Genomic DNA, 18014 nt, shown 5'->3' on the forward strand with positions numbered 1-18014 from the left:
AGCCTCCCTTGTCAAATCAGCGACGATTTAGCGGCCGCTTATTCGTCGTTCATCTTCAGCGCAGCGATGAAAGCTTCCTGCGGAATCTCCACCTTGCCGAACTGGCGCATGCGCTTTTTGCCTTCCTTCTGCTTGTCCAGAAGTTTGCGTTTACGCGTCGCATCGCCACCGTAGCACTTCGCCGTCACGTCCTTGCGCAGCGCGCGCACGGTTTCGCGGGCGATGACCTTGCCGCCAATGGCCGCCTGGATCGGGATCTGGAACATGTGCGGCGGAATGAGTTCCTTCAGCTTTTCGCACATGCCGCGTCCGCGCCGGTCAGCCGCCGAGCGGTGGACCAGCATGGAGAGTGCGTCCACCGGGTCGCCGTTCACGAGGATCGACATCTTGACGAGATCGCCTTCGCGATAGTCGATGATGTTGTAGTCGAACGAGGCGTAACCCTTCGAGATGGATTTCAGGCGGTCGTAGAAATCGAACACCACTTCGTTGAGCGGCAATTCATAGGTGATCATCGCGCGGTTGCCGACATAGGTCAGCTCCGTCTGCAGGCCGCGCCGGTCCTGACAGAGTTTCAGGATACCACCGAGATATTCGTCGGGCGTCAGGATCGTCGCCTTGATCCACGGTTCGCGGATTTCCTTGATCTTCACGACATCAGGCATATCAGCCGGGTTGTGCAGCTCTTTCTCGGTGCCATCCGTCAGCGTCATTTCATAGACGACCGAAGGTGCTGTGGCGACGAGATCGAGATTGAACTCACGCTCGAGGCGTTCCTGAATGATTTCAAGATGCAGCAGACCGAGGAAGCCGCAACGGAAACCAAAGCCGAGAGCGGCAGACGATTCCATTTCGAAGGAGAAGGAGGCGTCGTTGAGGCGAAGCTTGCCCACCGCCGCGCGCAGATCTTCGAAGTCGGCTGCATCAACAGGGAAGAGGCCGCAGAAAACCACGGGCTGCGCTGGCTTGAAGCCGGGCAGGGCCTGCGCCGTCGGGCGCTTGTCGTCGGTAATGGTATCGCCAACACGCGTATCGGCGACTTCCTTGATCGAGGCGGTGATGAAACCGATCTCGCCGGGGCCGAGGCTGTCGACATTGACCATCTTCGGGGTAAGTACGCCAACGCGCTCGACGCCGTATTTCGCGCCGGAACCCATCATGCGGATCTGCTGGCCCTTGGTCAGCACGCCGTCGATGACGCGCACCAGAACCATGACGCCCAAATAGGTGTCGTACCAGCTGTCGACGAGCAGCGCCTTGAGCGGCCCGTTCTCGCCGACTTCGCTCTTGGGCGGTGGCAGGCGGTTGACGATGGCTTCGAGAACATCGGGGATGCCAAGCCCGGTCTTGGCCGAAATCAACACAGCTTCGGAAGCATCGATGCCGATTACTTCCTCAATCTGTTCCTTGATGCGGTCGGGTTCGGCGGCCGGCAGGTCGATCTTGTTCAAGACCGTCACCAGCTCGTGATTATTGTCGATCGCCTGATAAACGTTGGCCAGCGTCTGGGCTTCCACACCCTGAGATGCGTCCACCACCAGTAGCGAACCTTCGCAGGCCGAAAGCGAGCGGGACACTTCGTAGGCAAAGTCGACGTGACCGGGCGTGTCGATGAGGTTCAGCACATAGGTTTCGCCGTTATTCGCCTTGTAGTGCAGGCGCACGGTCTGGGCCTTGATGGTGATGCCGCGCTCGCGTTCGATATCCATCGAATCGAGAACCTGTTCCGACATATCGCGCTCGGCAAGGCCGCCTGTCGACTGGATCAACCGGTCGGCCAGCGTCGATTTGCCGTGATCGATGTGGGCAACGATCGAGAAGTTGCGGATATGGTCCAGGGGCGTGCGGGTCGAATTTGTGCTCATGCCCCGCGCTATAGCAGGGGCTTCTCATGCCGCAAAGCGGGAATTTGGTTAAAAGCCCTTTAAAATGGGCTTTTCAGATCGCAAACTGCTCCGGCCAGTCGCGGCGGGTGGCCACTTGTCCTTCGGTTCTAAGCTTGGCCACGGCAGCAAGGTCGATATCGGCGATCAGCAACGTGCTGTGTGTCACCGCATCGCTTTCGCTTTCCGCGACGATACCCGATGCCGGCATGCCATAGTCGGATGGCACGTAAAGTGCTGCGCGGCCACGATTTTCATCGACGGCGGGAGACCATGGAGCCTCACCCGCCGTGGGGGAGGAGAGAACGGCATATTGGTTTTCCAACGCCCGCGCCTGCGCGCCGATGCGCACCCGGTAGGCGCCGGCCAGCGTATCGGTGCAGCTGGGAGCGAGAACCAGTTCGACGCCAAGCTCGGCCAGCTTCCGGCCAAGCATCGGGAACTCGTTGTCGTAACAGATGAGGATGCCGAGCCTGCCGATCGGCGTCTCGAAGGCTTTCAGGCCCTCGATGCCGGCATGGATGTTCCATTGCTCCCGCTCGAAGCGCGTCATGATCTGCTTGTCCTGATACCCGATCAGTCCGTTGGGGCCGAACAGCCATGCGCGGTTGCGGAACTTGCCGTCCTTGTCTTTCACTGGCGCGCTGCCCGGCTGAAACAGGATTTGATGTTGCCGCGCCAGCTCTTCGCAAAGCTCGACCCATGAGGGGATGAGCGGCTGTATCTCTTCGATGGAGCGGTGCAGGTCCGAGCGCGCATCCGGCGGCAACTGCCCGGTCAGCGTCATGGCCGAATATTCCGGCAACAGCAGCAGCTCGGCGCCTTTTTCTTTCGCCTCGCGCACGATGGCGGAAAGATGGGCGGCATAGCCTTCCCATGTCTCGATGAGTTCGATGGCATATTGGCTGGCGGCGAGTTTCGTCATCTGTTTTCCTCTCCGGCAGCAATGGTCTTCATCCAGAACGACAGGGGCTTTGGGCTTTCGGTGCTCTCGTCTAGATCCCGCCAGGTGAAGCTGGTGTGCAATTCCGGGTGATGGCGATAGCCGCGTTTTTCCCAGAAGGTATTCAGCGGCACGTAATCCAACGGCCGGCGCGGGTGGTCGGCGGGGCGCTCGACCGCGCAGAAGGTGCAGCAGTTGAAGCCGAGCTTGCTCGCATGCGCCTCCCGCTCCGCAAAGAACCGCACCCCGATGCCATGCCCGCGATAGCTGGGCAGAAGCACGCTTTCGCCGAAGTAAAATATCCGGTCCGGATCGTAGCCCGCCTTCAGGAAGGGCGCCTTCACCTCGTCGGTCTCGGCCGCCATCGGCATGCCGGTGGACATGCCCACCACGTGTGCGCCATCCAGCGCCAGCACGAAAACCGCGCCTTTCGTGTCGGCATAGGTAGCGAGATATTTGCGCTCGTAATCCAGCGATCCGTCATAGAGATAGGGAAAGGCGCGAAACACTTCGATCCGCAGGCGCGCAAGGTCATCGAAATAGGGCGCGGCCTCGATGCCGGAAAGAGACTTGATTTCGACGGTCATGGGCATTTTCACTTTCGGTTGCACTGGTTATACCGTCATGGAAAACCCGCGCAAGCATTGAACGGAGAAGACAATGACCGCCACTGAGACCATCCGCGCCTATTATGATGCCTTCAACCGTCAGGACATGGATGCCTTTCTGGCGCTTCTTCACGACGAGGTGGTACATGACATCAATCAGGGCGAGCGTCAGACCGGAAAGCCGGCTTTTGCGTCCTTCATGCAGCACATGAACCGCTGCTATAAGGAAAACCTCACCGACATGGTCATCATGGCGAGCGAGGACGGTAAGCGCGCCTCTGCGGAATTCATCGTGAACGGCGAATATCTCGCAACCGATGAAGGCCTGCCGGAAGCCAATGGCCAGACATACGTCCTGCCGGCTGGTGCATTCTTTGACCTGAAGGATGGAAAAGTTAGTCGTGTAACGAACTACTATAACCTGAACGATTGGATCGCCCAGGTCGGTGCCTGATGCATCTTTGCCGCGCGCAGAACCCGCGGTAAAAAAGCGATCGCAATTTCCATTATGGTAGATATTGACTCCATCATGTGAGAATGTATTCTCGCATGATGGAAAACGAAGATCATATTCTCGAACGCTCTATCGGCGACCGCATCAAGACGTTGCGCGCCGAAAATGGTTTGACCCTGGACCGGCTCGCCGCCGAATCCGGCGTCAGCCGCGCCATGATTTCCCGCATCGAACGTGGCGAGGCGAGCCCCACGGCCTCGCTTCTTGCCCGCATCTGCGCAGCGCTAGGCCTGTCGCTCTCCGGCTTTTTCGCCGAAGACGAAGAGGCTGTTTCACCGCTGGTGAAAAAGCGTGACCAGCAGCTCTGGAAAGACCCGGAGACCGGTTATGTGCGCCGTGCCATCTCCCCGCCACGCGTCGGTTCCGATGTCGATATTGTCGAGGTCGAGTTCCCGGCGGGCGCACGTGTCGGTTTCCCGCCGCATGCGGCAAGCCGCGGAATGACGCAATATGTCTGGCTTTTTGACGGTGTGCTGGAGATGACGAGTGGTGGAGACGTGCACCTGCTGGAACCCGGCGATTGCCTTTTCATGCCGGTGGGTGAGGGACATGTCTTCCACAATCCCTCAGAAAAACCTGCCCGTTATGCCGTCGTGCTGGATCAAAGACAGCGCTGATTTTCCCCGACAGGAGTTATTAATGGCCACCATCCGCGTATTGAACCGGGCAGAGACGATCAATGCCTTGCCCGAACTTTGTGACATTATCGCCGACTGCGTTAATGGCGGCGCGTCTGTCGGTTTTATGCTGCCTTTCTCCCCAAAAGATGCCGAGCCGTTCTGGCAGGATGTAGCCGGTGCCGTGGAAGCAGGCGGCACCATTCATGTGGTGGCGGAAGTAAACGATAAAGTGGTGGGCACGGTGCAGGTCGGTCTGGCCTCCAAGCCCAACCAGCCACATCGCGGTGATCTGATGAAGCTTCTTGTGCATCGGTCGGCACGCGGGCTGGGACTTGCACGAAAGCTCATGGAAAAGGTGGAGCAGGAAGCGGCAAAACGTGGCCGTACCCTTTTGGTGCTGGATACGGCCACGGGTAGCGATGCGGAGGCAATTTATCCCCGTCTTGGCTGGGAACGCGTCGGCGTCATCCCCGACTATGCGCTTTTTCCCGACGGGCGTTATTGCGGCACGACGCTGTTTTACAAAAGGATCGGCTAGGTTCTTATTGTTATTGACCCGGCTTCAGCGTGCGGTTGAAGGCGTTGACGATCATCGTTTCCAGCTGTGCATGAATATCCTTACGGTCGCGGGGCCCGGCCGGTTCGCAGATCGGATCGCGCTCGCCAACGGATTTGAGAAACGCGTCGGCATCCGGCTTGCAAAGGGGCAGGAAGCTAAAATGGTTGGCCTCGTCAACCTGTTGGTAAGTAGAGGCAGGCACTTGTGCTGCAAGCTCGTCGGCAAGGACAGCGGGCGGTATTTTACCTTCGCTGCCAAGATTGATGAAGGTCAGCGGAATATCGATTTGTCTAAGGCTGTCCGGCTGGAACGCCAGCGCCAGACCCGGATCGACCAACACGGCGGAACGGATGCGTGGATCGCGGTTCTGCTGCTCGAAACGGGTCTTGTCGATGGTTCTGAGATCGACCTTCGGTACGCTGACCGGCTCGTTATTGACATAGGCCCGGCCGCCGGCAAACCACTGGCAATCCATCATTGCTGCATTCTCTTCACAATAGCGCACATAGGCGTCAAGATCGGCGCGTGCACCTGCAATCTCCATCGCCGCGCTACCGCCCAGCGAAAAGCCGAGAACACCGATGCGTTGCGCATCGATCGCACCCGACCACGTGGCGTCCGTCGTCAAGGCCGTGACGATTGTGGATAGATCGTTGGTCCGCTCCCAGATTTTCGGCGTGTCGGCAGGCGTCGAGTCACCACTGGTCGTGCCGGGATGATTGGTTCCGGCGACGATGAAACCTTCGCTGGCGAGTTTCGCGGCGATCCAGGCCATGCCTTCAGCGCGCGAGCCGGACCCGTGCGAAATCAACACGAGGGGGAAATGGCCGTCCTTGATGGTCGCGTCCTTCCGAACCGCCGTTCCCTGAAAGATACGGTTCTCGGAGGAAAGCGCCGGTATGCCGTCTCCGCCTTTGGCCGGATACCAGATCGTAACGTCAAGGTTTGTGTCGCGAGCCTTGGAAGAAACTGGGATGCTGGTAAGCCCGACATCCTCTGCGGCAAATGCCTGCGGGGAAAAAGCCGCGCACATCAGAAGTGCGACAAGGGTGTTTTTCAGTGTCATGAGAGCCTCTCCGTTTGACAAGGTGGATGCTCCCGTTTTCCTTCTAGGGTGAATAAATGCGTCCTTGATCGCGTTAAAGGTCGTGCCGAAACGCGATCTGGTCCATGAATGGGTGGTAATTCATCGCTTCGGGATCGTTATCCGTGCTTTTCATTCCATTGCCTTTTGTCGTCGCACTTCTGCTGGTCGTCATGTTCATCGTCTTCTTTCGAGGCGCAGAGGATATGCGAACCAACCGGGCGTTTCTGGCGCTCATCGCGCTTTGCGCCGTGCAGTCCGTTCTTGTCGGCTTGCGCTGGGGATATGGTGTGAGCGAAGCGCGTTATGTTTTGCCTGTTCTGGCTGCCTGCCTGCCGCCTCTCGTCTACATCGCCTTTCGCGGACTGATGGGCGTTGGAGTTGAAAGCAGGAGGGCGATGTTTGCCAGTCTTGTGCTTTCACCTTTCTTCGTCGTCTTTCTGGAGTTCGTCCTTCCTGTTGCGATCGATTTTGCGCTGATCGTGATTTTTGTCGGGCACGCCATTGCCTTGCTTCTCTTGGCAAGAAAAGGGCCGGATGGGCTGGACGAAGCGCAATTTGCCAGCGTCGCATCTGCGCATAAGGCGCTCATTGTCGCCGCGGTCGCTCTCTGCGTTTCCGCGTTCTTCGATCTTCTGGTGTTTTTCGATTTCGAGTGGGCGCATGGAGAAAATGTCGCCGCACTTGTTAGCAATGCCAATCTTCTCGGGCTTCTGCTGATCGGTCTCATGGCTGCACTTGCCGGCAAAAGCAAAGCGCCGCAAACGGCTGCCCAGCCTGCTGCGGAGTTGTCTTCACCGGCGCCTTCACAACAGGACCGGGACGTTGTCGAAAGGCTTGATCGCTTGATGGAGACCCACACGCTCTACCGCGATGAGAACCTAAACCTGTCACGGCTCGCAAAACGTCTCGGTCTGCCGAGCCGGCAAATCTCGGGCGCGATCAATCGCTCGCTCGGCGTTAACGTCTCGCAATATGTCAACCAGCTGCGCATCCGCGAAGCCTGCCGGCTGCTGGAGGAGACGGATCAGTCGGTCACTGCGATCATGCTGTCTTCCGGCTTTCAGACCAAATCCAACTTCAACCGGGAATTTCGCCGCGTCACCGGCATGAGCCCGATGGACTGGCGTGAACGCGAGGTGTGGAAGCTGGTGTCGAATACAAAAACGGGCCACCCGGCAGATGCCGGATGGCCGTTTGAAGATCCTGAAATGAGGATCAGAGCGTGCCGTTGCGCTGCTGGATCATCATATAGGTGTCATAGGTATATTCGGCGATCTGTGCCCAGAGATAGGCGTCCTTCTTGAACGCCTGCTGGCTTTCGTAGATCTTCTTGAAGCTCTCGTTCTTGGCCGAAATCTCGGCATAGGTGTCCTGCGCCGCCTTGTGGCAGACATCGAGGATTTCCTGGCTGAACGGCCGCAGGATGGCGCCCTGCGCCACGAGTTCCTTCAGAGCCTTCGGATTGCGCGCGTCATAACGCTCCAGCATGCTGGCGCTGCCGGCGGCGCAGGCGTCTTTCAGAATACGCTTGTAGTTCTCCGGCAACTCGTTGAACTTCTGCAGGTTCACGAAAGCATGAACGGCTGGGCCACCTTCCCACCATGCGGGGTAGTAGTAATATTTCGCAACCTTGTAGAAGCCGAGCTTCTGGTCGTCATAGGGACCGACGAATTCGGTTGCATCGATGGTGCCCTTTTCCAGTGCAGCGTAAACATCGCCGCCGGCGATCTGCTGCGGTGTCACGCCAACCTTCTGCATCACCTGGCCGGTCAGGCCCGCAATGCGCATTTTCAAGCCCTTCAGGTCATCGATGGTGTTGATTTCCTTGCGGAACCAGCCGCCCATCTGGGCGCCGGTATTGCCGAGCAGGATCGAGTAGATATTGTGCTGGGCAAGAAACTCATTGAGCAACTCGTTGCCGCCCGCCTGGTTGAACCATGCATTCGTCTGGCGTGCATTGAGACCGAAGGGAACCGAGGTCCCGAGCGCGAAGGTCGGGTCCTTGCCAACATAGTAGTATGAGCAGGTATGCGCCATTTCGACGGTTCCGGCCGTCACCGCATCCGCTGCCTGCAGCGCCGGCACGATTTCGCCACCGGCGAAATGCTGGATGACGAAGTTGCCGCCGGATGCTTCCTTGACATGATCGGCGACGATCTGGCCGGCACCGAATAGAATGTCGAGGCCCTTGGTGAATGACGACGTCATGCGCCAGGTGATTTTGGGGTTTTCCTGCGCAATGGCCGGAGCGGCCAGCACGGTTGCGGTAACACCGGCACCAACAGCGCCCGCCTTGCGAATAAATGATCTGCGATCCATGTCGATAAGCCCTGATATGTCTGCATATTACAGGCGAACCGTACGGTACGCCTCCCACTGGCTACTAAACATTTATCCTCGCGGCCATCAAGGGGAATATTTGAACTTGCCGGGCCTGCTATCATCGCCCGGATGGGGCTACGGATGCATGCGTTTTAACGCCGGATCATCCATTGCAGGATTATAAAACAGCGAAAGCGTCAGGCTTTTTGCGATACGTTCCGCAGTTTCCATGAAGCAGCTATGGGCTTGTGGGCTCGGCGCGATATCGTCAAGGGTGGCCGAAAAAAGCGCCAGCCATTGCGGGAACAGTTCCGCCGACATGCCTTTTACGCCAAGATGCGCCTGCACCGGCTTGCCGCCGTAGCCGCCATTCTTGAAGGCGACGGCGGCCCAGAACTGTTTCATCCTGGCCATATGCTCCGGCCAGCGCCCGGAAAGCCGCGCATCGAAGACAGGGCCCAGCGTGGGATGTTCCAGAACGCGGGCGTAAAATGTCTCGACCAGCAGGTCGACGAAACCGGCGTCGATGCCGATAGCCGCCATGGCCTTTTCCGCCCTGTTCTGAATTTCCGCGTTGTGGGCGGCCTTTGCCGCGATCTGGTCCTGCATTGTGCTTCCTTTTGCGGCAGAACCTACGTGGCTCTTCGACACTCCGCAATGCGACCCTTTGGCATATTAGAATAATTCTAAAAGGCTTGATTGTGACGTGATCAGGATGTATTTAGAATTATTCTAAAGAGGTTCCAGTCATGTTCCGCAGTCTTTTTTCCCTGTCCAAACGCCCGTTCTCCTCGCTTGGCGAACAGGAAATCCTCGCACTTGCCATCTCGTCCGAAGAAGACGATTCCCGCATCTACCGCTCCTATGCCGATCATCTGCGCGCGCAATATCCGCAATCCGCAAAAATCTTCGATGATATGGCCGAGGTGGAGCAGCAGCATCGAAACGTGCTGATCGACATGCACCGCAGGCGATTTGGGGAAACGATCCCCCTGATCCGCCGTGAGCATGTGCGTGGCTTTTACGAGCGCACGCCGGACTGGCTGGTGAAGAACCTGTCGCTTGACAAAATTCGTGCGCAGGCGGAATTGATGGAGGCCCAGGCGATCCGTTTTTACGATGAGGCTGTCAAGCGCACCAGCGATGCCTCGACCCGCAAGCTGCTCGGCGATCTGGCCGAGGCGGAGCGTGGTCACGAAGACATCGCGCAGATGCTGGAAGAGAAACATCTCGACGAAAACGGCAAGACAGAAGAGGCGGAAACCGCAAAGCGGCAATTTCTTCTGACCTTCGTGCAGCCGGGTCTTGCGGGACTGATGGATGGTTCCGTATCGACGCTGGCGCCGATCTTCGCAGCCGCCTTCGCCACGCAGGATACGTGGCAAACCTTCCTGATCGGTCTTTCGGCCTCCGTTGGCGCGGGTATTTCCATGGGCTTCACCGAGGCGGCCCATGATGATGGCAAGCTTTCCGGTCGTGGCTCTCCGGTAAAGCGCGGTCTCGCCTCAGGCATCATGACGGCCGTTGGTGGCCTTGGCCATGCGCTGCCCTATCTCATTCCGCATTTCTGGACAGCAACGGCCATCGCCGCGGTCGTCGTCTTCGTGGAACTCTGGGCCATCGCCTTTATTCAGAACCGCTTCATGGAAACGCCGTTCCTGCGGGCAGTGTTTCAGGTAGTGCTCGGCGGTTCGCTGGTGCTGGCCGCCGGTATCATCATCGGCAACGCCTAGTGAATAATAAAGCCCGCAGCGTTTGCTGCGGGCTTTCTGCATTGAGCCTATAATATCTGCCGATCAGCGCAATGCGCCGACCAGAACGTCGCGGCCATCCTCGATGGAAACCCAGCGGCCCGAATTGAAGGACGCCTGCCGCTTCAGATAAGTGTAGTTGGTGTCGGTCCAGAGCTTCACGTCGTCGGTGAGATTGTCGAGAATATAATCGCCATCGGTGGTGCGGAGCGTCAGCACGGCGTGGCCCTCGCCATCAGGCTTGCGCACGACAGTAATTAGCAGGTCAGCAACGGAAAACCCACGCTCGATCAGCTTCTTGCGCTTCAGCAGCACGAAGTCCTCACAATCGCCAGCGGTCGTGGGATATTCCCAGACTTCTTCCTTGCCGTAGATTTCCATGTCGGTCATGGCGACGATCGAGGTGTTGACGGATGTGTTGATCTCGCGAACCACACCCCAGCCATACTCGGTGACGCGTGGCGGCGGCGTCAGCTTGCTTCGAATGTTGCACTCGCTCGCGTATTTCTGACAGAACTCATAATGGCCGATCGGCTGGGATGTGATCCCACCCGTCACCATGGAAGGGCTTCCCTTGGTTTCCGCCACGGCGGAGGCAGCAGTCAATAGCCCGGCGGCAACTGCAAACAGCAGCGCACGCGCCAGCGGTGCGTTCATCATGAAACCCGTCCCTTAATTCTTAACGAAAAGTTAAGAGGGTTGGGGGTCAGGAGTCAATCACTAGCCATCGGCGGCGCGCAAGACTCGTTAAATATGGTTAAGATCGTTGCGCAAATGCCTATGTTGCAAGGGCTTTGACGGCAGCCAGCATCCTGTCGATATCCTGCGGCCGGGACAGCCGGTGGTCGCCATCGCGGATCAGCGTCAAGACGACGTCGTCGGCAGGAAGATGTTCGAGGAGCTTCAGCGCATGCTGATAGGGAACATCGGGATCGCGCATTCCCTGCAGGATGTGAACCGGGCAGCCCGTGGTAATGATGCCGGTGAGGACGCGGTTCTGCTGCCCGTCTTCCATCAGCGCGCGCGTAAAGATGTTTGGCTCGGGGCTGTATTCCGAATGTTCCTCGAAATAACCTTTTTCTTCAAGCGACCGTTTTTCCGCATCCGTGAGGCTCGGCTCTATCAGGTCCGCCGTGAAATCGGGGGCTGGCGCAATGAGGACCAGACCAGCGACGGACGGCGTGCCGCCGGCCTTGCGCAGTTCCTCAACCATGCGCAGCGCAATCCATCCACCCATCGACGAACCAATAAGGACGACGCGCGATGGCGCCTTTTCGCGCACGACGGCAAGTGCCTCTTCCCGCCATCTTGAAATCGTGCCCTTTTTGAAGTCACCGCCGGAAGCGCCGTGCCCGGAATAATCGAGCCGCAGGCACGCAATGCCGTTTTCCGCCGCAAAGCGGTCGAGTTCCACCGCCTTGGTTCCCGTCATGTCGGAACGGTAACCGCCGAGCCAGACAAGCGTGGGTGCATCTTCTCGTGAAGTTGACGGGCGGTGAAGGACGGCGATGTCGCGGGCGTCGTCGCCCATGCCTACACGCAGGAATTCAGCGGCTTGTTCAGTCATGTATATGCAATTCTCCTGAATTTCGCGCAACAAAGGCGACGTATTTGCAAAAACCGTGACAACAGGTGATCTTTTCGGGCAGATATGCTATTGACTTCGCCACGGCAATAACGACATTTCCGCCGCTTGTACCAAACAAGCTGTTTTTTGCCGATGTGATCCAGAAACAGATCAGGAGAATACGACCATTCGCAGACCTTTCAAAGCCGATGCCCCCGTCAAGGAGGGCCCGCGCTCCAACCGGGAAATCCGGGTTCCCAGAGTTCAGCTTATTGATGAAGAGGGCCAGAACCTCGGTAGCATGCCGACGGACCAGGCTTTGAAAATGGCGGAGGATGCCGGTCTCGATCTCGTTGAGATTTCGCCGAACGCTGAACCGCCGGTATGCAAGATCCTCGATCTCGGCAAGCTTAAATACTCGACCCAGAAAAAAGCCGCTGAAGCGCGCAAGAAACAGAAGATCGTCGAGGTCAAGGAAATCAAGATGCGCCCCAACATCGACACGCATGACTATGACGTGAAGATGAAGGCGATGAACCGTTTCTTTGACGAAGGTGACAAGGTGAAGGTGACGCTGAAGTTCCGCGGCCGCGAAATGGCCCACCAGGAACTCGGCATGAAGCTTCTCCTCCAGGTGAAGGAAGATACCCAGGCGATTGCCAAGGTTGAAGCCGAGCCGAAGCTGGAAGGCCGTCAGATGATGATGGTTCTCGCGCCGAAATAACTCTTTCGCGCACGCCGCCCGGGCGGCATGAAGCACCACCGCAAGGGGAAGTTCGTATTCCCCGTTGCGCTTTTAACCGACTGCGGTTATAAGCGCGCGTCCGAACGGTCCGGCAGGGCATGCCGAGGCCGTTCCTGAATAGCTTGAAATAGGCCTCGTCTGCCTGTTTCGATACAAAAACACGGAGTAGCAAAATGCCCAAGATGAAGACGAAGTCCGCTGCAAAAAAGCGGTTCAAGATCACCGCCACCGGCAAGGTTGTTGCAGCCGCCGCCGGTAAGCGCCACGGCATGATCAAGCGTACCAACAAGTTCATTCGCGACGCGCGTGGAACCATGGTTCTCGCCGAAGCTGACGGCAAAAAAGTCGTCAAGAACTACCTGCCGAACGGTCTCTGAGACTTTTCCGCACTTTTGGACACTTTAAGGAGATCATGACATGGCACGCGTAAAACGTGGCGTAACTTCCCGCGCCAAGCACACCAAGACACTCAAGGCAGCCAAGGGCTTCTACGGCCGCCGCAAGAACACCATCCGCGCAGCTAAGGCTGCCGTGGATCGTTCCAAGCAGTACGCTTACCGCGACCGCAAGGTCAACAAGCGCAACTTCCGCGCTCTGTGGATCCAGCGTATCAACGCTGCTGTTCGCGAATTCGGCCTGACCTACGGCCGCTTCATCGACGGCCTGAACAAGGCTGGCATCGAAGTTGACCGCAAGGTTCTGTCCGACATGGCTATCCATGAGCCGGCAGCATTCGGCGTGCTCGTCGAGACCGCGAAGAAGGCTCTTGAGTACCTCAAGGAAGCTGGTACGACCAACGAGTTTGAAACCGCTGTAAAGTAATTACGGCGCGGACAATCTGTTGTTCATTTGAAACCCGCGCCGGTCCTCCGGCGCGGGTTTTTCGTTTTCAGTTTCTGATACAGCTCTATCGGCGTTTTTTAATTTAGAAATTTAGAAGAGTTGGAGTATTCACGCCGTTTGAAGCGAAATCCTTGGTGGACGGAAATGCTGGTCAATAAAATTCAGGTTGTGGAAGCAGAAGGCTTTCGCGTTCATCTCGACGATGACGACATCGCAACCCTGATGCGCGTCCTCCTGAAAAGTGACCGGCGCATTCAAAAGGTCGAGCTCTCGCAATTGACGGTTTGGATCAAACGGCAGGGCACGGAACGTGTGACCTGGTGGATGAAAATGCAGAAGCTGCTGTCAAAACTTCTGCCTTATGCTTTTCTTCGCCCTTCTGAACCGCTGGACGGCGCGGGCCTCATGCAGCGAGAGCTGGAAACGTTGCAGCAGTTCCAGCAAGGCGGTTTCCCGGTTCCGCCGCTGATCTACTCGTCGCGCACAGCAATGGTGCTGGGAGATGTCGGTCCGACGCTCATGGAGCGGATGGATGCGCTAAAGGCGTCCGATCCGGTGCGACATGACGCCTTGCTTGTGAAATCCGCAGAAGCGCTTGGCGAGCTGCATGCGGCGGGCCTCTGCCACGGCCGCCCGCATGTGCGTGACTTCTTTTTAAAAGACGACCGTATCGGTTTCATGGATTTCGAGGAGCGCCCTCAGGAGGTCATGCCGCTGGAGACGGCGCAGGCGCGCGATATCTGGCTGCTGTTTTTGCAGGTCGCGACCCGCGCCTGCGATGCGCCTAAAACCTGCGACGCCGCCTTTGCCCGCTGGCGTGAAAACGCCCCGCCGCGGGCGCTTGAAGAATTGTGCCGTCTGATCGGCATTCTGGGGCGATTTTTACCGCTTGCCCGGTTGATCGGGCGCGTGCGGATGGGTAGTGATCTGCGACGCTTTATCATGGCGACCGACTATCTGATGAATGCTGTGAACCCCGAAGCCGCTGTTAAAAATACCGGCAAGGCAGGAAAAGATGACTGAACTTGATACCTTGAAATCGCAACTGATGTCGGAGATCGCCGCCGCCGCCGATGAGCCGGCCATCGAAGCCGTGCGCGTCTCCGCGCTTGGCAAGAAGGGCTCGGTTTCGGAGCTTCTGAAGACGCTGGGGTCGATGACGCCGGAAGAGCGCCAGACCCGAGGCGCTGCCATCAACCAGCTCAAGACTGAAATCACCGACCTGATCGGTGAACGCAAGAGTGGCCTGAAAGATGCCGCGATTGCCGCCCGCCTGAAGGCGGAAACGCTTGATGTCAGCCTGCCGGTCCGCCAATCTCCGACCGAGCGCGGCCGCATTCATCCGATCAGCCAGATCGTCGATGAAATCACCGCGATCTTTGCGGATATGGGCTTCTCGATCGCCGAAGGTCCGGATATCGAAACGGACTATTACAACTTCACGGCGCTGAATTTCCCTGAAGGCCATCCGGCCCGCGAAATGCATGACACCTTCTTCTTCCAGCCGGATGAAAACGGCGAGCGCAAGGTGCTGCGCACGCACACCTCGCCGGTGCAGATCCGCACCATGGAAAGCCAGAAGCCGCCGATCCGCATCGTCATTCCGGGCAAGACCTATCGTCAGGATTCCGATGCCACCCATTCGCCGATGTTCCATCAGGTCGAAGGTCTGGTGATCGACAAGAAGGCGCATGTTGGCAATCTGCGCTGGGTACTTGAAGAGTTCTGCAAGACCTTCTTTGAGGTGGATAGCGTTGTCATGCGCTTCCGCCCGTCGTTCTTCCCCTTCACGGAGCCGAGCTTCGAGGTGGATATTCAGTGCGACCGCTCCGGCCCGATCGTCAAGTTCGGCGAAGGCAACGACTGGATGGAAATCCTTGGCTGCGGCATGGTGCACCCGAATGTGCTGCGCGCCGGCGGTCTGGACCCCGATGAATATCAGGGCTTTGCCTGGGGCATGGGCCTCGACCGCATCGCCATGCTGAAATACGGCATGCCGGACCTGCGTGATTTCTTCAACGCCGATGTCCGCTGGATGAACCACTACGGCTTCCGCCCGCTCGACATGCCGACGCTGTTCGGCGGTTTGAGCGTTTAATCCGGTTAGCCAAGGAGCAAAGACATGAAATTCACTCTTTCCTGGCTGAAAGAGCATCTCGAAACGGATGCGACGCTGGACGAGATTTGCGAACGGTTGACGGCGATCGGGCTTGAGGTCGAGGACGTCGACGACAAGGCGGCCTATAAGCCTTTCGTCATTGCCAAGGTCGTCTCCGCCGAAAAACATCCCGAGGCCGACCGCCTCAAGGTGTTGATGGTGGATGCCGGTGACGGCAAGCCGGTGCAGATCGTCTGCGGCGCACCGAATGCGCGCGCCGGCCTTGTCGGTGCGCTGGCGCGTCCTGGCGTTTACGTTCCGGGCATCGATGTCACGCTTGCCGTCGGCAAGATACGCGGTGTTGAAAGCCACGGCATGATGTGCTCCGAAAAAGAGCTGAACATTTCCGACGATCACGACGGCATCATCGATCTGCCGGAAGACGCGCCGGTCGGCACTTCTTTCGCGACCTATGCCGGACTTGACGATCCGGTCATCGAGATCAATCTGACGCCAAACCGCCCGGATTGCACCTCGATCTATGGCATCGCCCGCGATCTCGCCGCTTCCGGTCTCGGCAAGCTCAAGACCAAGCCAGCGCCGTCCTTCAAGGTCGAAGGCTCAACCCCGGTCGACGTGAAGCTGGAGCTGGACGACGCGGCGCTCTGCCCCGGCTTTTCGCTGCGCATCGTGCGCGGTGTGAAGAACGGCCCGAGCCCGAAGTGGATGCAGCAGCGTCTGATGGCGATCGGCCTGCGTCCCATCAATGCGCTCGTGGACATCACCAACTACATGACCTTCGATCAGGGCCGGCCGATGCACGTCTTCGATGCCGCCAAGGTCAAAGGCGATCTGACGGTCCGCCGTGCGAAAGAGGGTGAGACGATCCTCGCGCTTGATCAGCGCGAATACAAGCTCGGCCCGAACAATGTCGTCATCGCCGACGAAAAGGGCCTCGAGTCCATCGGCGGCGTCATGGGCGGTGAACACTCTGGCTGTGATGAAAACACCGTTGACGTGTTGATCGAGTCCGCTCTCTGGGATCCGATCAACATCGCCAAGACCGGCCGTTCGCTCGGCATCATCACCGATGCCCGTTATCGCTTCGAGCGCGGCGTCGATCCGGAATATATGGTTCCGGGTCTGGAACGCACCACCGAACTGGTTCTGGAACTCTGCGGCGGCGTTGCCGGCGAAGCCAAGGTCGTCGGTTACAAGGGGCATCAGCCCAAGGTCGTGGATTTTCCGCTCTCGGAAGTGAAGCGTCTGACCGGCCTAGAAGTTTCGGCGGAAGAAAGCCTGGCCATTCTCAAGGGTCTCGGTTTCGGCATCGAGGGAACGGGCGAGCGTGTTTCCGTCACCGTGCCGTCCTGGCGCCCGGATGTCGACGGCAAGGCCGATCTGGTGGAAGAGGTCATGCGCATTCATGGCGTCGACAACATCAAGCCGGAACCGCTGGAGAGCTTCGGTGCCGTCAACCGCCGCATCTTGACGACGCTGCAGGTGCGCACCCGCACCGCGCGCCGTGCGCTTGCCAGCCGTGGCATGCTGGAGGCCGTCACGTGGTCCTTCATCCCGGAAGCTCACGCGAAGCTTTTCGGTGGCGGTTCGCCCGCTCTGAAACTGGCCAACCCCATCGCGGCCGATATGTCGGATATGCGTCCTTCGCTTCTGCCGGGCCTTCTGACCGCAGCACAGCGCAATGCCGACAAGGGCCATGGCGATGTGGCAATCTTCGAGGTCTCCGGCACCTATGAGGGTGACACGCCAGACACCCAGCGCCGTGTTGCCGGCGGTGTACGCCGTGGCACGGCCTCGCTCGCAGGCAGCGGCCGCATGTGGTCCAATGCCACAAAGGGCGGCGGCAAGCCGGTGGATGTCTATGACGCCAAGGCCGATGCGCTTTCGGTGCTCGAAGCCTGCGGCCTGCCGATGGCCAATGTGCAGATCGAGGCCGGCGCTCCCGGCTGGTATCACCCTGGCCGCTCCGGCACCATCAAGATGGGTCCGAAGGTCGTGCTCGGCTATTTCGGTGAATTCCACCCGAAGACTCTGTCAGAGCTGGATGTTTCCGGTGTCTATAGCGGTTTCGAGATCTATCTCGACGCCATGCCGGAGCCGAAGAAGAAGGCGACCCGCACAAAGCCGGCCCTTGAGCTTTCGCCCTTCCAGGCGGTCAAGCGCGACTTCGCCTTCGTGGTCGATAAGTCGGTCGAGGCAGGTGCCATCATCAAGGCTGCAACAAGCGCTGATCGCAAGCTGATCACCGGCGTCAATGTCTTTGACGTCTTCGAAGGTGCATCGCTTGGCGAAAGCCGAAAGTCCATCGCCATTGAAGTTCAGATCCAGCCGGTCGACAAGACGCTGACGGACGAGGATTTCGAGGCGCTGACCGCAAAGATCGTCGGTAATGTCGAGAAATCGACGGGCGGCGTGCTGAGAGCGTAAAGCTCTGTTTCCATGAATTGAAAAAG

The 18014-nt window shown here is 58.4% G+C and carries 18 protein-coding genes and 1 pseudogene; 11 read left to right on the top strand and 8 right to left on the bottom strand.

The annotated features are described in order from the left end of the window. Nucleotides 1–38 precede the first annotated feature (38 nt). From lepA to QE432_RS14330, 3 genes are all read right to left on the bottom strand, one after another. Nucleotides 39–1877, bottom strand: a complete 1839-nt coding sequence (gene lepA, locus QE432_RS14320; protein ID WP_025592156.1) for a translation elongation factor 4 — start codon at nt 1875–1877, stop codon at nt 39–41. Nucleotides 1878–1938: 61 nt separating this feature from the next. Further along, nucleotides 1939–2808, bottom strand: coding sequence for a carbon-nitrogen hydrolase family protein (locus QE432_RS14325; RefSeq protein ID WP_003514598.1), 870 nt, complete (start codon nt 2806–2808; stop codon nt 1939–1941). Then, nucleotides 2805–3413, bottom strand: coding sequence for an N-acetyltransferase (locus QE432_RS14330; RefSeq protein ID WP_035197703.1), 609 nt, complete (start codon nt 3411–3413; stop codon nt 2805–2807). The genes QE432_RS14325 and QE432_RS14330 overlap by 4 nt, the downstream gene beginning before the upstream one ends. A gap of 73 nt (nt 3414–3486) precedes the next feature. Here QE432_RS14330 and QE432_RS14335 point away from each other — a divergent pair, with 73 nt between their 5' ends. The 3 genes from QE432_RS14335 (at nt 3487) to QE432_RS14345 (ending at nt 5106) form a co-directional block, all read left to right on the top strand. Beyond that, on the top strand, nt 3487–3888 hold the full coding sequence (locus tag QE432_RS14335) for a ketosteroid isomerase-related protein (RefSeq protein WP_112958897.1): 402 nt from the start codon (nt 3487–3489) through the stop codon (nt 3886–3888). 95 nt (nt 3889–3983) lie between these two features. After that, nucleotides 3984–4565 (top strand): helix-turn-helix domain-containing protein, encoded by a 582-nt coding sequence (locus QE432_RS14340; RefSeq protein ID WP_003514603.1) that lies wholly within the window; start codon nt 3984–3986, stop codon nt 4563–4565. 22 nt (nt 4566–4587) lie between these two features. Continuing rightward, nucleotides 4588–5106, top strand: coding sequence for a GNAT family N-acetyltransferase (locus QE432_RS14345; protein WP_306624705.1), 519 nt, complete (start codon nt 4588–4590; stop codon nt 5104–5106). 10 nt (nt 5107–5116) lie between these two features. Here the strand turns inward: QE432_RS14345 and QE432_RS14350 are convergent, their stop codons facing one another. After that, on the bottom strand, nt 5117–6193 hold the full coding sequence (locus QE432_RS14350; RefSeq protein WP_111782886.1) for an alpha/beta hydrolase family protein: 1077 nt from the start codon (nt 6191–6193) through the stop codon (nt 5117–5119). Between the two features lie 143 nt (nt 6194–6336). Here QE432_RS14350 and QE432_RS14355 point away from each other — a divergent pair. Beyond that, nucleotides 6337–7426 (top strand): annotated as a pseudogene (locus QE432_RS14355) (helix-turn-helix transcriptional regulator). A 3-nt stretch (nt 7427–7429) separates the two neighbouring features. Here QE432_RS14355 and QE432_RS14360 read toward each other — a convergent pair. Together QE432_RS14360 and QE432_RS14365 are read right to left on the bottom strand one after the other, a co-directional pair. After that, nucleotides 7430–8533: a TRAP transporter substrate-binding protein gene (locus QE432_RS14360; protein WP_003514611.1), complete on the bottom strand. Its 1104-nt coding sequence runs from the start codon at nt 8531–8533 to the stop codon at nt 7430–7432. A 138-nt stretch (nt 8534–8671) separates the two neighbouring features. Further along, complete coding sequence (locus QE432_RS14365) at nt 8672–9145, bottom strand: group III truncated hemoglobin (RefSeq protein ID WP_111782885.1); 474 nt, start codon at nt 9143–9145, stop codon at nt 8672–8674. A 140-nt stretch (nt 9146–9285) separates the two neighbouring features. Here QE432_RS14365 and mbfA point away from each other — a divergent pair, with 140 nt between their 5' ends. After that, the gene (gene mbfA, locus QE432_RS14370; protein WP_003514615.1) at nt 9286–10269 is read left to right on the top strand and encodes an iron exporter MbfA; all 984 of its coding nucleotides are present in this window, start codon (nt 9286–9288) and stop codon (nt 10267–10269) included. A gap of 63 nt (nt 10270–10332) precedes the next feature. Here the strand turns inward: mbfA and QE432_RS14375 are convergent, their stop codons facing one another. Together QE432_RS14375 and QE432_RS14380 are read right to left on the bottom strand one after the other, a co-directional pair. Then, entirely contained in the window at nt 10333–10947 is a 615-nt protein-coding gene (locus tag QE432_RS14375; RefSeq protein WP_003514617.1) for a transglutaminase-like cysteine peptidase, read from the bottom strand. Nucleotides 10948–11065: 118 nt separating this feature from the next. Beyond that, nucleotides 11066–11854 (bottom strand): alpha/beta hydrolase, encoded by a 789-nt coding sequence (locus tag QE432_RS14380; protein ID WP_111782884.1) that lies wholly within the window; start codon nt 11852–11854, stop codon nt 11066–11068. A 187-nt stretch (nt 11855–12041) separates the two neighbouring features. On the opposite strand from QE432_RS14380, the gene infC reads away from it, so the two are divergent. From infC to pheT, 6 genes are all read left to right on the top strand, one after another. After that, complete coding sequence (infC, locus tag QE432_RS14385; RefSeq protein ID WP_060641871.1) at nt 12042–12578, top strand: translation initiation factor IF-3; 537 nt, start codon at nt 12042–12044, stop codon at nt 12576–12578. A 194-nt stretch (nt 12579–12772) separates the two neighbouring features. Then, nucleotides 12773–12976: a 50S ribosomal protein L35 gene (gene rpmI / locus QE432_RS14390; RefSeq protein ID WP_003493355.1), complete on the top strand. Its 204-nt coding sequence runs from the start codon at nt 12773–12775 to the stop codon at nt 12974–12976. Between the two features lie 40 nt (nt 12977–13016). Further along, nucleotides 13017–13421 (top strand): 50S ribosomal protein L20, encoded by a 405-nt coding sequence (gene rplT, locus QE432_RS14395; RefSeq protein WP_003514622.1) that lies wholly within the window; start codon nt 13017–13019, stop codon nt 13419–13421. Between the two features lie 165 nt (nt 13422–13586). Beyond that, nucleotides 13587–14465: a lipopolysaccharide kinase InaA family protein gene (locus QE432_RS14400; protein ID WP_111782883.1), complete on the top strand. Its 879-nt coding sequence runs from the start codon at nt 13587–13589 to the stop codon at nt 14463–14465. Continuing rightward, nucleotides 14458–15540, top strand: coding sequence for a phenylalanine--tRNA ligase subunit alpha (gene pheS, locus QE432_RS14405; protein WP_003514626.1), 1083 nt, complete (start codon nt 14458–14460; stop codon nt 15538–15540). Before QE432_RS14400 ends, pheS begins: the two co-directional genes overlap by 8 nt. 24 nt (nt 15541–15564) lie before the next feature. Then, on the top strand, nt 15565–17988 hold the full coding sequence (pheT, locus tag QE432_RS14410; protein WP_111804267.1) for a phenylalanine--tRNA ligase subunit beta: 2424 nt from the start codon (nt 15565–15567) through the stop codon (nt 17986–17988). The last annotated feature ends 26 nt before the right edge of the window (nt 17989–18014 follow it).

It is taken from the genome of Agrobacterium sp. SORGH_AS_0745, assembly GCF_030818995.1.
In the GTDB taxonomy this organism is placed as follows: domain Bacteria; phylum Pseudomonadota; class Alphaproteobacteria; order Rhizobiales; family Rhizobiaceae; genus Agrobacterium; species Agrobacterium tumefaciens.

What these genes read in the sequence shown, in the direction of transcription:
- QE432_RS14325 (WP_003514598.1), bottom strand. Translation starts at nt 2,808, where the DNA reads ATGACGAAACTCGCCGCCAGCCAATATGCCATCGAACTCATCGAGACA.
- QE432_RS14330 (WP_035197703.1), bottom strand. Translation starts at nt 3,413, where the DNA reads ATGACCGTCGAAATCAAGTCTCTTTCCGGCATCGAGGCCGCGCCCTAT.
- QE432_RS14335 (WP_112958897.1), top strand. Translation starts at nt 3,487, where the DNA reads ATGACCGCCACTGAGACCATCCGCGCCTATTATGATGCCTTCAACCGT.
- QE432_RS14340 (WP_003514603.1), top strand. Translation starts at nt 3,984, where the DNA reads ATGATGGAAAACGAAGATCATATTCTCGAACGCTCTATCGGCGACCGC.
- QE432_RS14345 (WP_306624705.1), top strand. Translation starts at nt 4,588, where the DNA reads ATGGCCACCATCCGCGTATTGAACCGGGCAGAGACGATCAATGCCTTG.
- QE432_RS14350 (WP_111782886.1), bottom strand. Translation starts at nt 6,193, where the DNA reads ATGACACTGAAAAACACCCTTGTCGCACTTCTGATGTGCGCGGCTTTT.
- QE432_RS14360 (WP_003514611.1), bottom strand. Translation starts at nt 8,533, where the DNA reads ATGGATCGCAGATCATTTATTCGCAAGGCGGGCGCTGTTGGTGCCGGT.
- QE432_RS14365 (WP_111782885.1), bottom strand. Translation starts at nt 9,145, where the DNA reads ATGCAGGACCAGATCGCGGCAAAGGCCGCCCACAACGCGGAAATTCAG.
- mbfA (WP_003514615.1), top strand. Translation starts at nt 9,286, where the DNA reads ATGTTCCGCAGTCTTTTTTCCCTGTCCAAACGCCCGTTCTCCTCGCTT.
- QE432_RS14375 (WP_003514617.1), bottom strand. Translation starts at nt 10,947, where the DNA reads ATGATGAACGCACCGCTGGCGCGTGCGCTGCTGTTTGCAGTTGCCGCC.
- QE432_RS14380 (WP_111782884.1), bottom strand. Translation starts at nt 11,854, where the DNA reads ATGACTGAACAAGCCGCTGAATTCCTGCGTGTAGGCATGGGCGACGAC.
- rpmI (WP_003493355.1), top strand. Translation starts at nt 12,773, where the DNA reads ATGCCCAAGATGAAGACGAAGTCCGCTGCAAAAAAGCGGTTCAAGATC.
- rplT (WP_003514622.1), top strand. Translation starts at nt 13,017, where the DNA reads ATGGCACGCGTAAAACGTGGCGTAACTTCCCGCGCCAAGCACACCAAG.
- QE432_RS14400 (WP_111782883.1), top strand. Translation starts at nt 13,587, where the DNA reads ATGCTGGTCAATAAAATTCAGGTTGTGGAAGCAGAAGGCTTTCGCGTT.
- pheS (WP_003514626.1), top strand. Translation starts at nt 14,458, where the DNA reads ATGACTGAACTTGATACCTTGAAATCGCAACTGATGTCGGAGATCGCC.
- pheT (WP_111804267.1), top strand. Translation starts at nt 15,565, where the DNA reads ATGAAATTCACTCTTTCCTGGCTGAAAGAGCATCTCGAAACGGATGCG.